Below are 15,167 nucleotides of genomic sequence, written 5' to 3' on the forward strand. Positions count from 1 at the left end.
GGTAAAGTAAAACGGACAGGGCCGCCACGGGCGAAAAAGCGCACATAAACGGGCCAGATAAGAGCGCCGCTGCCCACAGTGGCTTTTTCCACTGTCGAGAGGCAAAAAAGCAGCGCATAAAGAGGGATGAGATGAACAAAAGGCCGCTTTTTCGGGATTGTGCGCGCAAGCTACTGAACGGGCAGGAAAAACCTGCCATAAGGATAGGTGAAACGACGTTTGCCACGCAGTGGCGTTACTCCTCCCGCTCCTGCAGGGCAGAGATAGCGTAACGTGCCTGATCCTGGGTAAAGCCGCGCCCCAGCAGATACTTGAGCCACTTCATCCGCAGCTTGAAATCGGCCAGATAGGCCACCCGGGCGCGCCGTTCGAGCAGGGCAAACGCCAGTTCGAACCAGTCCAGCTCCGGCTGATCGAATGCGGCATCAATCTGCATATCGTCGAGCCCCTTGCGGCGCAGATCGAAGCGGATCTTGATGGGGCCATGTCCCTTGGCTGCACCGGCCCGCACTGCCATACCACCGTAACGTTCATCATTGACCCAGTTGTAACCGCGGCAGTAGTCGACCACCGCCTCGATCACCTCTTCATTGAAACCCTGCTGGCGCAGCCGGTTGGCCAGCTCCGACTCGGCACTCTCGCGGCGGGCCAGACTGCGCATGGCATAAGCACGGGCAGCGGCCAGCTGCTCTGCAAAGGTCGGTTCAACAGGCTCGACCGGTTCGGTAACGGATTCATCAACCATCATAAATAACAAGGCCGGGTATCTACCCGGCCTTCCTTTGTTCCTTATTCGAACTCTTGTTCGCTTTCGGCATCGAACTCGTCTGCCTCAACCGGTGCAGCCTTGTCATCGACTGGCACGGCACCGGAGAGCAGCAGCTCGCGCAGGCGGGCTTCCACTTCGCCAGCCATCACCTTGTTCTCGGCGAACAGCTTCATGACGTTGGCCTTGCCCTGACCGATCTTCTCGCCGTTGTAGCTGTACCAGGCACCGGCCTTGTCGATCAGCTTGTGCTTGACACCGAGATCCACCAGCTCGCCCTCTTTGGAGATACCGGCGCCGTAGAAGATCTGGAATTCAGCCTGCTTGAAGGGCGGGGCCACCTTGTTCTTGACCACTTTGACGCGGGTCTCGTTACCGACCACTTCGTCGCCTTCCTTGATGGCGCCGATACGACGGATATCCAGACGCACGGAGGCGTAGAACTTGAGCGCGTTACCACCGGTAGTGGTCTCCGGGCTACCGAACATGACGCCGATCTTCATCCGGATCTGGTTGATGAAGATGCACAGGCAGTTGGCGTTCTTGATGTTGGCAGTCAGCTTGCGCAGCGCCTGGGACATCAGACGGGCCTGCAGGCCAACGTGGGAGTCACCCATCTCCCCTTCGATTTCCGCTTTCGGCGTCAGGGCCGCCACGGAGTCGACGATGATGACGTCAACCGCGTTGGAGCGAACTAGCATGTCGCAGATCTCCAGCGCCTGTTCACCGGTATCCGGCTGGGAGATGAGCAGGTCGTCGACGTTGACGCCCAGCTTGGCAGCGTAGATAGGGTCGAGAGCGTGTTCCGCATCGACGAAGGCACAGGTCTTGCCCTTCTTCTGGGCTTCGGCGATCACCTGCAGGGTGAGGGTAGTTTTACCGGAAGATTCCGGGCCGTAGATCTCGACGATACGGCCACACGGCAGACCGCCGATCCCCAGCGCCACGTCCAGCGAGAGGGAACCGGTAGAGATGGCTTCGATATCCATGGTCTTGCTGTCGCCCAGACGCATGATGGAACCTTTGCCGAACTGCTTTTCAATCTGACCCAGCGCAGCCGCCAGTGCCTTCTGTTTGTTCTGATCCATGCCAATCTCCGCTGGAAATCGTGAGTAAGAAGTGAAGTTGGGCTAAGTATACTGTCTATTCATACAGTATCAAGCCCAATTTATCTGAGCAGGGCCAACAGACCCGACAAGGCCTGTCTCACCGCCTGCTGGCGCACCTGTCGGCGATCCCCGTCGAAGCGGGCGAGCAGGGAGTGGTGACGGCCGTTGCGGTCGGCCCAGGCGAACCAGACGGTGCCGACCGGCTTGCCCTCGGTGGCGCCGCCGGGGCCGGCGATGCCACTAATAGCAACGCTGATGGAGGCCGACGAGTGGGCCAGCGCGCCGCGGGCCATCTCCAGCACCACCGCTTCGCTCACGGCACCGTGCTGTTCAAGGCTATCGCTGCTCACCCCCAACATCTGCTGCTTGGCCTCGTTGGTGTAGGTGACAAATCCGCGATCGAACCAGCCGGAGCTGCCCGCGATGTCGGTGATGGCGCTGGCCACCCCGCCGCCGGTACAGGATTCGGCGGTCGCAGCCAGCCAGCCCCGTTGACCGAGGGCCCGTCCCAGCTCGATGGCAAGGTGCTCTATCTCTGCATCCAGTTTCATCACGACTCCTTCTGATCCGCTCAAGAGGCACATTATGCGATCCCGCTAGCACCGCCCGCAACCACGGCAGACCGCCCTTGCCTGCCGCAATGTGAGGTGCCGCACCTGTGTCATGCCTTCAATAGCGCAGAGCAGCTGCGCCCGGAACACCCGCTCCCCCGTCGCGGCGCTTATGTGTAGAATGGCGCCATCAAGCTCAAGGCTCATCACCGCAGACACTGGCCCGCAGAGGCCCCTTCTGGAACAGAACATGACCGCACAACACCAAGCCAGCGGCGCCACAGGCTCCGCTCCCGGCGCAAATCTGAGCGCCCACACGCCCATGATGCAGCAGTACCTCGGCCTCAAGGCCGAGAACCCGGAGATCCTGCTGTTCTACCGGATGGGCGACTTCTACGAGCTGTTCTATGACGATGCCCGCAAGGCCTCCCAGCTGCTCGATATCTCCCTGACCAAACGCGGCCAGTCGGCGGGCAGCCCCATCCCGATGGCGGGTGTTCCCTATCACGCCATCGAGGGTTATCTGGCCAAGCTGGTGCAGCTCGGCGAATCGGCCGCCATCTGCGAACAGGTGGGGGATCCCGCCACCAGCAAGGGGCCGGTGGAGCGCAAGGTTATTCGCATCATCACCCCGGGCACCGTCTCCGACGAGGCGCTGCTCAGCGAGCGGCAGGACAACCTGATCGCCGCCGTCTATCACGATGGCCGCCGCTTCGGCTATGGCACAATGGACATCGGCTCCGGCCGCTTCTTCATCAACCAGTTCGAGAAAGAAGAGACCCTGCTGGCAGAGCTGCAACGCACCAATCCGGCCGAGCTGCTCTATCCCGAATCGTTCGAGTTCCTGCACCATATCGAGGGTCGCCGCGGCCTGCGCCGCCGCCCGGAGTGGGAGTTTGAGCTGGGCACCGCCCGCAAGCTGCTCTGCCAGCAGTTCGGCACCCAGGATCTGGTGGGATTTGGCGTCGACAAGAGCGAGACCGCCCTGTGCGCCGCTGGTTGTCTGATGCAGTACGTCAAGGATACCCAGCGCACCGCCCTGCCCCACATCCGCAACGTACGCCTCGAGCAGCCGGATCATGCGGTCATCATGGATGCCGCTACCCGCCGCAATCTGGAGCTGACCCAGAATCTGGCCGGTGGCTATGAAAATACCCTGGCCGAGGTGCTGGATCGCACCGCCACTCCCATGGGCAGCCGCCTGCTCAAGCGCTGGATCCACCAGCCGATCCGCGATCGGGTGATCCTGAAAGGTCGCCAGAGCACCATCAAGGAGCTCATTGAGCAGAACCTCTACGACGAGTTGGGCAACCTGCTGCGTCAGGTGGGTGATGTGGAGCGGGTGCTGGCCCGTCTCGCCCTGCGCTCGGCCCGCCCGCGCGACCTCACCCGGCTGCGTCAGGCCTTCGCCCAGTTGCCAGAGTTGCAGCGCCTGCTGGCGGACAACGAGCACGAAGCGGTGCAACAACTGGCCGAGCGGGCCAGCACCTTCCCCGAGCTGCTCGACCTGCTGGAACGTGCGGTGATGGAGGTGCCGCCGGTGCTGATCCGCGATGGTGGCGTTATCCGTGACGGCTTCAATCAGGAGCTGGACGAACTGCGGGATCTCGCCAACGGCGCCACCGCCAGCCTCGCCCGCATCGAGGAGCGGGAAAAACTGCTGACCGGCATCAACACCCTCAAGGTGGGTTACAACAAGGTGCACGGCTTCTATATCGAGGTGAGCCGCGCCAACAGCCATCTGGTGCCGGCCCACTACATCCGCCGCCAGACCCTCAAGAACAACGAACGCTACATCATCGATGAGCTTAAAAAATACGAGGACAAGGTACTCACCGCCCAGTCCCAGGCGCTGGCGCTGGAGAAACGGCTCTACGAAGAGCTGCTCGATGCCCTGCTGCCCCACCTCGGCGATCTGCAGGATTCCGCCGCCGCACTGGCGGAGCTGGACGTGCTGGCCAACCTGGCCGAGCGGGCCGAGACCCTCGACTACCGCTGCCCGACCCTCATCGATGAGGATCAGATCCTGATCGAAGCGGGCCGCCATCCGGTGGTTGAGCAGGTGATGACAGATCCCTTTATCGCCAACCCTATCCGGCTGGAGCGGGAGCGACGGATGCTGATCATCACCGGCCCCAACATGGGCGGTAAATCCACTTACATGCGCCAGACCGCGCTGATCGTGCTGCTGGCCCATATCGGCGCCTTCGTGCCCGCCGACAACGCCCGCATCGGCCCCATCGACCGCATCTTCACCCGCATCGGAGCGTCAGACGATCTCGCCTCCGGCCGCTCCACCTTTATGGTGGAGATGACCGAGACCGCCAACATCCTCAACAACGCCACCGCCCGCAGTCTGGTGCTGATGGACGAGATTGGCCGCGGCACCAGCACCTACGACGGCCTCTCGCTGGCGTGGGCCTGTGCCGAACAGCTGGCGAGCAAGATTGGCGCCTACACCCTGTTCGCTACCCACTACTTCGAGCTGACCCGCTTGCCGGAGCTGATGAGCGGGCTGGCCAACGTCCACCTCGATGCGGTGGAGCACGGCGACACCATCGCCTTTATGCACGCGGTGCAGGAAGGGGCGGCCAGCCGCTCCTACGGCCTGCAAGTGGCGGCGTTGGCCGGGGTGCCGAAATCGGTGATCCAGCAGGCCCGTCACAAACTGCATGAGCTGGAGAGCGCCACTCCGGTCCCCGCAGGTGAAAGCCGCCCGGCTCCGGTGACTCTCGCCCCGCAGCCTCATCCGGTGGTGGAAGAGCTGGAAGCAGTGCGCCCCGACGAGCTCACCCCCCGTCAGGCGCTGGATCTGCTCTATCGCCTCAAGCAGATGCTGTAATCAGCGACTACCGCACAAGCATGCAAAAGGGGAACCACGAGGTTCCCCTTTCTATATTCAGCACCCGGCAAACCAGTCAGGCCACCGCTCGCGCCTCTCCACGGGCCCGCAGCAGGCTCTGGCGCCCCTGCCAGTAGCCCTGCAGATAACCGGACTCCAGCTTGACCGGATCCTGGGTAAAACGGGAGACCATGAAATCGGCTGGTGGCGCGATCACCTCGATGTCGCAATCGGCAGGGGGATTGGCGATGAAATCGAGCGCCCGGTTGTAGGCGCGATCCCGCTCCAGCATGGCTTGCGCCAGCGCCGGCTGGGTTTTCAGCAAGGCTTTGACCATCCAGCAGAAACGGGCCGGCTTCTTGCGATAGCCCCAGGGTTCAGACAGCACCACCGTCATCCGCCGCGCCCCGCGACGATAGGCCTCTATCACCGGAATGGAGTCGCTGATCCCGCCATCGGCCATCGGGCGACCATCGACGCAGGGGGTATCGTGCTGCACCACCGGCAGGGCACAGGTGGCGGTCAGCACCTCATCCATGTTGTCGGGCCGCACCGGCAGATAGATGGCCTTGCCGCTCGCCACATCGGTCGCCACCGCGTAGAAGGGAATGTCGCGGGCACAGAAGGTGTCGAGATCTAGCGGGAAGCGATGGCGACTGGCCTGCCACAGCCAGCCGATGTCCACCAGATCGCCCCCTTTGACAAAGCGCAGGGGATCGAGAAAACGGGAGCTGCAAGCCAGCTCGGTGATGATGTGGTGGCTGCGGCGCGGCTGCTCGCTCAGGTAGGAGACCAGATTGGTGGCACCGGCCGAGACGCCCATGACGAAATCGAACGGGTAGTGGTGACTTTCGACAAACGCATCGAGCACGCCGCTGGCAAAGATGCCGCGCATCGCGCCCCCTTCGACAATCAGGGCGCAAGAGTGGGGATTAAACATAACAAGGCTCCGTCAGCTGTAATACCTGCCGGGATCGATCCCGGCCCAGTGATGGACGCCTTCATGCAGAACATCAAGACGCCGCAGCAGGACGATTCAGGCTCACTCGCGCAAGCCAGAAGCGGGCAGGAGCAAACCTGAACCGTGAAGCGACCCCCAGTATATGCAGCGCACCAACCTTCAAAAAATGAATTTAAATAATAAAAAACATGCCTTTTGGGCATGATTTAGCACATCAGCAGAGACGGCCCTTTATCCGCTAACAGCACCATCAGGATCAAGGCAGCCCGGGCCCGAACGTCCCGTCGACGGGGTTGTAGTGGTAGGCCCGATAATCAAAGTCCACCTTATCAAGGCGCGGATTGGCCAACTCGAACAACAGGCGTCCGGGGAGCTGCGCCTGCTCGAGGGAAGGTTTGAAGTGACGCAGCCAGAGCTGTTGCAGCGAGCCATCCCGCCACGCCAGCTTGAGGCCAACCGAGAGGCGGCGGATGGCGGCCTGATTATCCTTGTGGGTGTAGAAGAGGTGGAGGAAGGGATAGTGCAGCGCCACTCGCCGATCCACGGTGAGGCCGGGCAGATCACTGTGCTGCTCCTGCTCGATAAAGAGCTCGTTGGCACCGCGGCAGAAGAGATCGATACGACCGCGAGCCACCAGCTTGAACAGCCGCTCGTAACCGTCGATCTCCTGCACATTGAATCCCCCATGACGCAGGATCTCCGCATCCTGCCAGCCACGCCCCTGCCCGTGCAGAAATTGCTGCAGGTCGGTCAGGGTATTGACCCTTGCCACCGCATCGGCCTGCTGCGGACTGACAAAGCAGATGCGATAACCGAGGATGCCCAGCTCCACCGGAAAACGGACGTAATCCAGCGCTCCGCTCTCTGCGGCCGGGCGCAGACTGTCGGCCACAAACAGATTGGGGTATTGCTGAGTCTGCACAATCTGTCGCATCCGGATACGGTTCATCGGCGGCGCGGTCCGCAGCTCGTAGTCACCGAAGCTGTCGCGGGTCTTCTCCAGCGCCAGCTGCAACAGATCGCGAAAATAGAGGGTACGCAAGTCCCGATCGCTCTCGGGGCTGATATGAGTGATGACGTCGCTCGCCCGTAGGGGACTGGCAAGGAGGGAAAGACTGCACAGCAGCAAGCAGGAAGCGAGGCGATGAAAGGTCATACTGCTCATCCCGGGAATACAGGCTCACTAGAGTGTAGCGCCGGGGCGAGCAGCCTTCTAAAGGGAAGTCCGGCCTACCAGAACATCCGGCCCAGCAGGGGTGCCAGCAGCACGGTCACCATACCGGCGATCATCATCACCATGCTGGAGACCACTCCCTCCTCATTACCCATCTGATAAGCCTTGGCAGTACCAGCGCCGTGGGCCGAAGCACCAAAACCGGCCCCTTTGCCTAGGCGGCTGCGAATGGCCAGCACGGTCAGCACGCTCTCCCCCACCGCCATACCAATCACCCCGGTCAGCACCACAAACAGCGCCGTGAGGTCGCTCTGACCGCCGATGGCGCGGGTCGCCTCCACCGCAAACGGCGTGGTGATGGAACGCATCGCCAGACTGCGCTGCAACATGTCGGAGAGATCCAGCCAGCGAGCCAGCAGCACGGTACTACCCACCGCCATGATGACCGAGGCGACCACCCCCACCGACAGCGACAGCCAGTGGCGGCGAATGAGCTGGCGGTTCTCGTAGACCGGCACGGCGAAAGCTACGGTGGCTGGGCCCAGCAGCCAGAGCAGCCAGTGGGATTCCGCCATGTAATCCTGATAGGGGATGTGGAACAGCAGCACCACGGCCACCAGCAGGGTCGGCGCCAGCAGCAGCGGCATCAACGGCAGGATCCGCTTTTTGCCATAGAGCCATTTGCTGGCGTAGTAGAAGAGCAGGGTAAGGGCGAAACAGATCAGCCCGAGCAGGGTATCAGACATGACGGCGACTCCGACGGGCCAGTTTCAGTTCGAGGCGGTAAACCCGATCCACCACCAGCGCCGTGGTACCAAGTACCAGGGTAGTGCTCACCAGCAGCACCACCATGATGCGCCACCCCTCCTGCAACAGCAGATCCTGATAGTTGACCACCGCGACTACGGCGGGCACGAAGAAGAGCAGCATCTCGGCCAGCAGCCAGCGAGCACCCGCCTCAAACCACTGCGCCTTAACCACCCCGAGCAGGATGCAGGCCAGCAGCAACAGCATGCCGGTGAGGTTGGCGGGCAGCGGCAGATGGAGAGTTCGAACCGCGGTATCGGCCAGCAGCCAGATGGCTGCCAGCAACACAATCTGGAAGGGAGTCTGTAACCAGCGCAAGCAGAGGGCTTTCATGATCATCGTCTTTCTGTGAACCGGCTCACAGTATAGAGTTGAGCAAAACCTGCCAGAAATGAATTAAAATTATCAAATTCATGCCGCATAGGCATACTTCATCCCACACCCGCCAACACGAGTCGAGAGAGTCCATGGATATTCGCGCCCTGCGCTATTTTGTCGAACTGGTGCGGGAAAAGAGCTTCACCCGCGCCTCTGAAAAGCTGTTCGTCACCCAGCCCACCATCAGCAAGATGATCCGCAATATCGAAGAGGAGCTGGGCCAACCCCTGCTCAACCGGGAAGGGCGCCGCTTCACCCTGACCGACAGCGGCCAGGTGCTGTTCAACCGTGCCCAGACCATCTTGGCGGAGATGCAACAGCTGGAGGCCGAACTGGCGGATCTGCAGAGCCTGCAACATGGTCGCCTCACCCTCGGCATTCCCCCCATGGTGGGTCACGTCTATGCAGATCTGATCCGCGCCTACCGCACCCGCTACCCCAAGGTGGAGCTGACCCTGGTGGAGTACGGCGGCCGCCGCATCGAACAGGCGGTGCTGGAGGGGGAGCTTGATCTCGCCATCACCATGCTGCCGACCAAAGAGGGGGGCGCCCTCAGCGCGCTGGAGCTGGATCAATACCCGATCCGGGTGGTGCTGCCGGATCAACCGCGCTGGCATGGCGATACGCCGCTGCGGCTGGAGTCTCTGCAGGAGGAGCCCTTCCTGCTCTATACCCAGGCGTTTACCCTGAGCGAGCGGCTGGAGCAGGCATGTCAGGAGGCGGGCTTTGTGCCACAGGTGGCGGCGCGCAGCAGCCAGTGGGATTTTCTCACCGCCATGGTACGCAGCGGCATGGGGGTCGCCTTCTTGCCGGAGCCGGTCTGCCACCGGCTGACCCCGGATGGTCTGGTGCTGCGGCCACTGGAGCCCGAATTGAGCTGGCGACTCGGGGTGATCTGGCCGAGCGAGCGCTATCTGTCGCGCACCGCCGAGGCCTGGCTGGCCCTCTGCCGCCAGCGGCAGGCACCTCAGTAATCGCCGAAGCGATCGGTCTGCGGATTGTAGAAGTAGGGGCGGTAATCGAAGCTGATCCCGTCGAGGAAGGGGTTATCCAGTCGCAGCAGTCGGCGCTGGGAGAGCTTGGCAAAAGCGATGGCCGAGCCAAAGCTCTTGCGCCACAGAGCCTGTAGCGAGCCATCCTGCCACGCCAGCTGCAACCCCCGCTCGACCCGCTTGAGCGCCTCGCGATTGTTGGGATTGGTGTAGAAAACCCGGGGCAGCGGGTAGTAGATCAACAAGGCGTCATCCACCAGCAGATCCGTCATCTCCTTGTGGGTAAGCTGCTCGCTGCGCAGCTCGCTCACCCCGCGGCAGAAGAGATCGAAGCGGCCCCGCGCCACCATTTTGAACAGCTTTTCGTACCCCTCCACTTCCACCACCTCCATCCCGGCGTAGCGCAGGATATCCACATCCAGCCACCCCTTGCCCTGACCGAAGGTGAACTGGCGCAGCCCCTTGAGGTCGGTCACTTTGCTTACCGCCGCCTTTTGCTGCGGGCTGACAAAACAGATGCGGTAGCTGACGATCCCCAGATGGATGGGAAAACGGACATAGGCGAGCCCCAGATCCTCGCGGGTGCTGCTGTAGCTGTCCATGACAAAGAGGTTGGGATAGCTGTCGAGCTGCATGCTGAGCCGCTCACGCGCCTTGGTCATGGGCGGCGCAGGCTCCAGCAGATAGTCGCCAAACTGGTCGCGGGTCTTGTCGAGGGCGAGCCGCAGCAGCTCCCGATCATAAGTGGTACGCGGATCCCGCTCGCTCTCCGGGCTGATATAGGTAAACCGGGTGGCCGCCTGCCCGGTCAGCGACAACATGCAGAACAGAGCGGCAGCCAGCAGATGCAGGGGTGACATAAACCGCGCCTTGGCTGAAAGGGTACTTTCAGTGTAGCCCTGAGCGTGGGTGCCCCACCTTGGCACGGCCTATGACGAGGATAAGCAACACGACAAACAGGGGGACACAGGCAGATATCCTCACGAGTCACATCGCCTCCGGGCCGCCACAGGCCCGGAGAGCAGGTTCACACCGTGCCCGGCACTACTCTTCGCCGATGGGAGCGGCAATCCACTTCATCAGCGTCAGCATATCCTGCGGCGCCACCCCGACCGAGAGGCCGCGCTTGCCGCCGCTCACCAGGATCTCGTCAAACTGCAGCGCCGACTCGTCGAGCACAGTGGGCAACAATTTCTTCTGGCCCAGCGGGCTGATGCCACCCACCTTGTAACCGGTCAGCTTCTCCGCTTCCGCCGGTTTCATCATCTCCACCTTCTTGAGGCCAGTCGCCTTGGCCAGCTGCTTCAGACTGCACATGCCGGATGAGGGAACGATGGCCACCACCGCCTGCTTGTCGTGATGGGCGACCAGGGTCTTGAACACCTGCGCCTCCGGCAGCCCGAGCTGGGTCGCGGCATGCTTGCCGAAATCGTCGTGGGCTTCGCACTCGTAGGGGTAGAGCTTGTGGGGGATCTTGAGCTTCTTCAGCAGGTTGATGGCAGGAGTCATGATGGTTGCCTTGAATCGAATCGCATAAAAACAAGGCCAAACAGTCTGCGCCTCACTCTGGGGTGATGCAAGGGGGGTGGAAGTTGCAAGGGCCATTGACTGACCGCCATGCCATGCACGCTTGGTGGCGAGCGACCAGAAGACTTGACCAAACAGAGTCCAAACGGGTATTGCTTTAACTCTTTGACGCCGCCACAACCCATACCGCAGGAGCCCATATGCAACTCACCCCACCCCAACCGCCTCAGGACGATGATGTTGAAGCGCTGCGCATTGGCCTGACGGGCTACAACGTCAGCCAGGCAGGCCCTCAACTGTACGAACTTCGGCGCGAGCGGATCGCCAGCTTTATCAAGGATAAAGAGGGCAAGGTACACGGCGGCATCATCGCCGACATCAAGTGGGGCTGGCTGCACGTCGACTGGCTCTGGATCGACGAAAGGATTCGCCGTGATGGCTGGGGCGGCCGCCTGCTCGGCGCCATGGAGCAGTACGCCCAAAGCAAGGGCATCACCAACTACCACTTGGAAACCACCAGTTTTCAGGCCCTCCCCTTCTACCAGAAGCAGGGTTACGAGGTCTTTGGCCAGCTGCCCGATATGCCGCCGGGGCATGTGAGTTATTTTTTGAAGAAGCAAGGCATTTGTAATGAATAAAATTTACAAATACATGAAATTCAGACCTGATTTTTTTAAAAAACCTAGCCTTAGGTTAAGTCAACGCTGTGCATTGAATGACCCTTTTGAGCTCAGCCCGGACCAAGATACACTAGATAAAATATTAGAAGATGCTCATCGAGAGGATTTCTTCCAGCAAATTTCTGAATATGCAAGTGATGAAGGATTTGATGATACAGGGATCATCTCTTTCACGGAAAGTTATAATAACTTATTGATGTGGTCTCACTACGCTGACGAGCATAAGGGTATTGTTATTGAGTTTGACTACCATGCTTTGAAGACTCACTTCAATAAAATACTATCCGTGAGCAACTCTATTGAACGTGTATTATATAATAGAGAAAGACATGAGGTACTACCATGTACCACTTCACCCAAAAGAAACTTATTAACTAAGAGTGATGATTGGATTTATGAAAAAGAACATCGAGTAATAACTAAAGTATCGAATGCAGATTACTTTGTCATTAATAAAGAAGCCTATGAATATATTCTTGATTTCTATGATGAAAGCTACCTTGAACTGCTTAATGTCGAGAAATACAAAGGGATGATAAAGATCTCCATCAATCATCAAGCATGCCACTTAATGGATCAGCAAGAAAAAGATGGCAGCTCCACTGACGATATGGAAGAGATGCGATTTTCTCCAAGCAATACTATATTAAACGAACTACTTTCTTTTATCGCAGCAACACCAACCTCCATTTTTCTTTTTGATATACCAATAGAATGTATCACTGGAATATTTTTAGGCTGTAGATTAACGGAATCAGACAAGTCAACGCTACGTGAAGTAGCTTGCGAAAATACATTATTTAATAGAATACCTTGTTATCAAGCTAGTTTAAGCAAGCATCAATTCGCCTTGATTTTTGAAGAAACCTACCACTCATGCTCAACAACGTAGACGTAGTAGGCGTAGGGTGCAATGAACGAAGTGAATTGCACCTCTACCTTCATAACGATCATAACGATCATAACGATCATAACGAAAGTGGTGCAATGTGCTCCGCTTAATTAACCCTACGTTAACCACGTTAATGCCGTTTATTTTTTGTCGTGTGGCACTTCATATTCTGACGTGGCGGTATCTCCCCAAGATAGTGGATACCGGCCCTGTTGTACCCAACGATGGAAAGTGGAATATGGCCAATCTTTCGGGGCTGTTACCAATCCATGTTTGACGGGATTGATATGGATGTAATCAAGATGGTGATTGAAATCTTCCTGATTACGGATCAGATGATCCCAATAACGTCGCTGCCAAATACCCCGCTCGCCACGCTGCCAACGAGATTCTGAGCGAGTCTCCGAATTGGGGATTGCTCGTGAAAACTTGCTTTTGATTTGGCGCCAGCGCAACGGAAAATTGGTATCCCCTTCCGGCAACTCCAGCAAGGCATGCAGATGTTCGGGCAAGACAACCCAGCCATGGATCCGGAATGGATGACGCTCTTGCACCTCTCTGACAACCGACCTCAGCAGATCGATCCGCTCGACCAGTAAATGGTTGTTCTGACGCTCAGCCAGCACGACCGTAAAAAACCAGGTTCCCCCCGGTTGCCATGCCCGTTTGTAATTTGCCATGCCTTGCCCAACCCACAATCAAACATGTTGTTAAATGTGGTTCAAACGAAGCAAAACGTAGGGTGTAATGAACGAAGTGAATTGCACCTCTCGTCACAATCGCGGTGCAATGCGCTTCGCTTATTGCACCCTACGACCACTCCCTGAGGTTATGGCGGGCACGGTTTTGGTTCCCCCTCTTATTCGCTGAGGCGAGTCCGCTTGTCCAGGCCGCGAGACAGGATGTCGAGCGAGCGGCGCCGGGCCATGGATGGCCCGTCGGCGCGTGCCGTCGGACAAGCGGGTGAGCCGAAGGAACCCGACGAAGTCGGGCGAATAAGCGGGGGAGAAGACCTTTGGTGACTTTGGGTCTTTCCAAAGTCACTCGCCCCGGCCCGAAGGGCGGGCGAAACCCCGTTGAGGCCAGCGGCCTCGCGTCCTGCACGGCGAAGCCGTGCCATCGACAATCTCCTCGGACGATTACGCCTGACGGCTAATCGACCCTACGATTGCACGGCGCAGCCGTGCCTGCTTGCCACAGGCACGGAGTCTGGCTGTACGCCGGGATGCCACCGGCAAAGGGGGGCGTGGCCGCCCCTATCGGCCCAAGAAGGGTTCCCAGTCCTTGAACACCGGCTGCAACCCTGCCTGCCGCACGGCGGCGGCCACTTCCCCCACCGGGCGGTCGTCGTGGATGGCGAACTGCTCCAGCTCCTCTTTATCCCCCTCGGCATAGCCCCCCGGCTGGGTGCGCGACTCGGCCGACATCTGGGTGATGCCAAGGCGCACCGCGCCGTTGCGAAAGGTGGCAGACTCGCGGGTCGAGAGCGACAAATCCAGCGTGGGCGAGAAAAGACGCCAGGCGCAGATCAGCTGGGCCAGCTGGCGATCCGACATGACCACGGCAGGCTCCAGCCCACCGGTGCAGGGGCGCAGGCGCGGGAAGGAGAGCGAATAGCGGCTCTGCCAGTGGTGGCGCTCAAGCCAGCTCAGATGCTCGGCGACAAAGTAGCTGTCGGCGCGCCAGTCCGAGGAGAGACCGATGAGCGCCCCCAACCCGATTTTGTCGATACCGGCGCGGCCGAGCCGATCCGGGGTGGCGAGGCGCCATGCGATGTCCCGCTTGTTGCCGCGCAGGTGGTGGCGGGCATAGGTGGGGGCGTGGTAGGTCTCCTGATAGACCATGACGGCGTCGAGGCCGAGGCTTTTCAGCTCGGCATATTCGGCCTGCGAGAGGGGCTGCACCTCCATCCCCACCGTGCTGAAGTGGCGGCGTATGATGGGCATCACCTCTCGAAAATAGGCGAGCCCCACCTTGTGCTCGTGCTCGCCGGTCACCAGCAGCACGCTATCAAAGCCGCGCGCCTTGATGGCCAGACACTCGCGCTCAATCTCCTCGCTATTCAAGGTCTTGCGCTTGAGGCGGTTGCTCATGGAGAAGCCGCAGTAGGTGCAGTCGTTGGCGCAAAGATTCGACAGATAGAGCGGCACATAGAAGCCGATGGTGTTGCCAAAACGCTGGCGGGTCAGCCGCTCGGCCTCGGCTGCCATCTGCGGCAGATACGCCTCGGCGGCTGGCGAGATCAGCGCCATAAAATCGCTCAGGGTGCGGCGTGGTGCGCTCAGGGCTCGCGCTACATCGGCGGCTGTCTTGGCGCGGATCTGCATGCCGATATCGTCCCAATCCAGCTCCTGCCATCGGTCGAGAAAGGTAGACTCCTTAGCCCTCACCCCCAGCGCCCTCACCCCCAGCCCCTCTCCCAGAAGGAGAGGGGGGCTATCACTCGGACGCACTTGGGGTTGTGCAAAGGGCTCGAAGTCACTCATCG

The 15,167-nt window shown here is 59.8% G+C and carries 15 protein-coding genes; 4 read left to right on the plus strand and 11 right to left on the minus strand.

The genetic code is table 11. The features are described from left to right. Nucleotides 1-235: 235 nt before the first annotated feature. The 3 genes from OKB77_RS17580 to pncC all read right to left on the minus strand — a co-directional run bounded on the left by OKB77_RS17580 (nucleotide 236) and on the right by pncC (nucleotide 2,426). Nucleotides 236-745 (minus strand): regulatory protein RecX, encoded by a 510-nt coding sequence (locus OKB77_RS17580; protein ID WP_270818093.1) that lies wholly within the window; start codon nucleotides 743-745, stop codon nucleotides 236-238. Between the two features lie 44 nt (nucleotides 746-789). Further along, complete coding sequence (gene recA, locus OKB77_RS17585) at nucleotides 790-1,854, minus strand: recombinase RecA (protein ID WP_005348744.1); 1,065 nt, start codon at nucleotides 1,852-1,854, stop codon at nucleotides 790-792. Between the two features lie 80 nt (nucleotides 1,855-1,934). After that, on the minus strand, nucleotides 1,935-2,426 hold the full coding sequence (gene pncC, locus OKB77_RS17590; protein WP_005357800.1) for a nicotinamide-nucleotide amidase: 492 nt from the start codon (nucleotides 2,424-2,426) through the stop codon (nucleotides 1,935-1,937). Nucleotides 2,427-2,676: 250 nt separating this feature from the next. Here pncC and mutS point away from each other — a divergent pair, with 250 nt between their 5' ends. Further along, the gene (gene mutS / locus OKB77_RS17595; protein ID WP_404974332.1) at nucleotides 2,677-5,268 is read left to right on the plus strand and encodes a DNA mismatch repair protein MutS; all 2,592 of its coding nucleotides are present in this window, start codon (nucleotides 2,677-2,679) and stop codon (nucleotides 5,266-5,268) included. A 76-nt stretch (nucleotides 5,269-5,344) separates the two neighbouring features. On the opposite strand, the gene OKB77_RS17600 is transcribed toward mutS, so the two are convergent. The 4 genes from OKB77_RS17600 to OKB77_RS17615 all read right to left on the minus strand — a co-directional run bounded on the left by OKB77_RS17600 (nucleotide 5,345) and on the right by OKB77_RS17615 (nucleotide 8,543). Then, entirely contained in the window at nucleotides 5,345-6,208 is an 864-nt protein-coding gene (locus OKB77_RS17600; RefSeq protein WP_139434991.1) for a patatin-like phospholipase family protein, read from the minus strand. Between the two features lie 277 nt (nucleotides 6,209-6,485). Beyond that, nucleotides 6,486-7,385 carry a hypothetical protein gene (locus OKB77_RS17605; RefSeq protein ID WP_265776174.1) on the minus strand — a complete coding sequence of 300 codons (900 nt, stop codon included), beginning with the start codon at nucleotides 7,383-7,385 and terminating at the stop codon, nucleotides 6,486-6,488. A 74-nt stretch (nucleotides 7,386-7,459) separates the two neighbouring features. Beyond that, a complete protein-coding gene (locus tag OKB77_RS17610) occupies nucleotides 7,460-8,149 on the minus strand; it encodes an LrgB family protein (protein ID WP_041210813.1) in 690 nt (229 codons plus the stop codon). Continuing rightward, nucleotides 8,142-8,543 carry a CidA/LrgA family protein gene (locus tag OKB77_RS17615; protein WP_088868378.1) on the minus strand — a complete coding sequence of 134 codons (402 nt, stop codon included), beginning with the start codon at nucleotides 8,541-8,543 and terminating at the stop codon, nucleotides 8,142-8,144. Before OKB77_RS17615 ends, OKB77_RS17610 begins: the two co-directional genes overlap by 8 nt. A gap of 134 nt (nucleotides 8,544-8,677) precedes the next feature. Between OKB77_RS17615 and OKB77_RS17620 the strand changes: the two genes are divergently transcribed. Then, complete coding sequence (locus OKB77_RS17620) at nucleotides 8,678-9,562, plus strand: LysR family transcriptional regulator (RefSeq protein ID WP_157161527.1); 885 nt, start codon at nucleotides 8,678-8,680, stop codon at nucleotides 9,560-9,562. Here OKB77_RS17620 and OKB77_RS17625 read toward each other — a convergent pair. Further along, nucleotides 9,556-10,440: a transporter substrate-binding domain-containing protein gene (locus OKB77_RS17625; RefSeq protein WP_265776175.1), complete on the minus strand. Its 885-nt coding sequence runs from the start codon at nucleotides 10,438-10,440 to the stop codon at nucleotides 9,556-9,558. The two genes, OKB77_RS17620 and OKB77_RS17625, sit on opposite strands and share 7 nt — an antisense overlap. A 184-nt stretch (nucleotides 10,441-10,624) precedes the next feature. Beyond that, on the minus strand, nucleotides 10,625-11,089 hold the full coding sequence (gene ybaK / locus OKB77_RS17630) for a Cys-tRNA(Pro) deacylase (protein WP_021231249.1): 465 nt from the start codon (nucleotides 11,087-11,089) through the stop codon (nucleotides 10,625-10,627). A gap of 218 nt (nucleotides 11,090-11,307) precedes the next feature. Here ybaK and OKB77_RS17635 point away from each other — a divergent pair, with 218 nt between their 5' ends. Both OKB77_RS17635 and OKB77_RS17640 read left to right on the plus strand, forming a co-directional pair. Beyond that, a complete protein-coding gene (locus OKB77_RS17635; protein WP_270818058.1) occupies nucleotides 11,308-11,745 on the plus strand; it encodes a GNAT family N-acetyltransferase in 438 nt (145 codons plus the stop codon). Further along, nucleotides 11,738-12,679 (plus strand): DUF2971 domain-containing protein, encoded by a 942-nt coding sequence (locus tag OKB77_RS17640; RefSeq protein ID WP_199428126.1) that lies wholly within the window; start codon nucleotides 11,738-11,740, stop codon nucleotides 12,677-12,679. The genes OKB77_RS17635 and OKB77_RS17640 overlap by 8 nt, the downstream gene beginning before the upstream one ends. 140 nt (nucleotides 12,680-12,819) lie before the next feature. Here the strand turns inward: OKB77_RS17640 and OKB77_RS17645 are convergent, their stop codons facing one another. Together OKB77_RS17645 and thiH are read right to left on the minus strand one after the other, a co-directional pair. Continuing rightward, nucleotides 12,820-13,359, minus strand: coding sequence for an REP-associated tyrosine transposase (locus tag OKB77_RS17645; RefSeq protein WP_199428127.1), 540 nt, complete (start codon nucleotides 13,357-13,359; stop codon nucleotides 12,820-12,822). 576 nt (nucleotides 13,360-13,935) lie between these two features. Continuing rightward, a complete protein-coding gene (gene thiH / locus OKB77_RS17650; protein ID WP_199428139.1) occupies nucleotides 13,936-15,165 on the minus strand; it encodes a 2-iminoacetate synthase ThiH in 1,230 nt (409 codons plus the stop codon). Between the last annotated feature and the right edge of the window lie 2 nt (nucleotides 15,166-15,167).

The sequence above is a fragment of the Aeromonas sp. Y318-3 genome, assembly GCF_027706185.1.
GTDB lineage: Bacteria > Pseudomonadota > Gammaproteobacteria > Enterobacterales > Aeromonadaceae > Aeromonas > Aeromonas veronii.

Bases quoted from the DNA above. Each gene is read 5' to 3' on its own strand.
- OKB77_RS17580 (WP_270818093.1), bottom strand. From the start codon at position 745: ATGGTTGATGAATCCGTTACCGAACCGGTCGAGCCTGTTGAACCGACC.
- recA (WP_005348744.1), bottom strand. From the start codon at position 1,854: ATGGATCAGAACAAACAGAAGGCACTGGCGGCTGCGCTGGGTCAGATT.
- pncC (WP_005357800.1), bottom strand. From the start codon at position 2,426: ATGAAACTGGATGCAGAGATAGAGCACCTTGCCATCGAGCTGGGACGG.
- mutS (WP_404974332.1), top strand. From the start codon at position 2,677: ATGACCGCACAACACCAAGCCAGCGGCGCCACAGGCTCCGCTCCCGGC.
- OKB77_RS17600 (WP_139434991.1), bottom strand. From the start codon at position 6,208: ATGTTTAATCCCCACTCTTGCGCCCTGATTGTCGAAGGGGGCGCGATG.
- OKB77_RS17605 (WP_265776174.1), bottom strand. From the start codon at position 7,385: ATGACCTTTCATCGCCTCGCTTCCTGCTTGCTGCTGTGCAGTCTTTCC.
- OKB77_RS17610 (WP_041210813.1), bottom strand. From the start codon at position 8,149: ATGTCTGATACCCTGCTCGGGCTGATCTGTTTCGCCCTTACCCTGCTC.
- OKB77_RS17615 (WP_088868378.1), bottom strand. From the start codon at position 8,543: ATGAAAGCCCTCTGCTTGCGCTGGTTACAGACTCCCTTCCAGATTGTG.
- OKB77_RS17620 (WP_157161527.1), top strand. From the start codon at position 8,678: ATGGATATTCGCGCCCTGCGCTATTTTGTCGAACTGGTGCGGGAAAAG.
- OKB77_RS17625 (WP_265776175.1), bottom strand. From the start codon at position 10,440: ATGTCACCCCTGCATCTGCTGGCTGCCGCTCTGTTCTGCATGTTGTCG.
- ybaK (WP_021231249.1), bottom strand. From the start codon at position 11,089: ATGACTCCTGCCATCAACCTGCTGAAGAAGCTCAAGATCCCCCACAAG.
- OKB77_RS17635 (WP_270818058.1), top strand. From the start codon at position 11,308: ATGCAACTCACCCCACCCCAACCGCCTCAGGACGATGATGTTGAAGCG.
- OKB77_RS17640 (WP_199428126.1), top strand. From the start codon at position 11,738: ATGAATAAAATTTACAAATACATGAAATTCAGACCTGATTTTTTTAAA.
- OKB77_RS17645 (WP_199428127.1), bottom strand. From the start codon at position 13,359: ATGGCAAATTACAAACGGGCATGGCAACCGGGGGGAACCTGGTTTTTT.
- thiH (WP_199428139.1), bottom strand. From the start codon at position 15,165: ATGAGTGACTTCGAGCCCTTTGCACAACCCCAAGTGCGTCCGAGTGAT.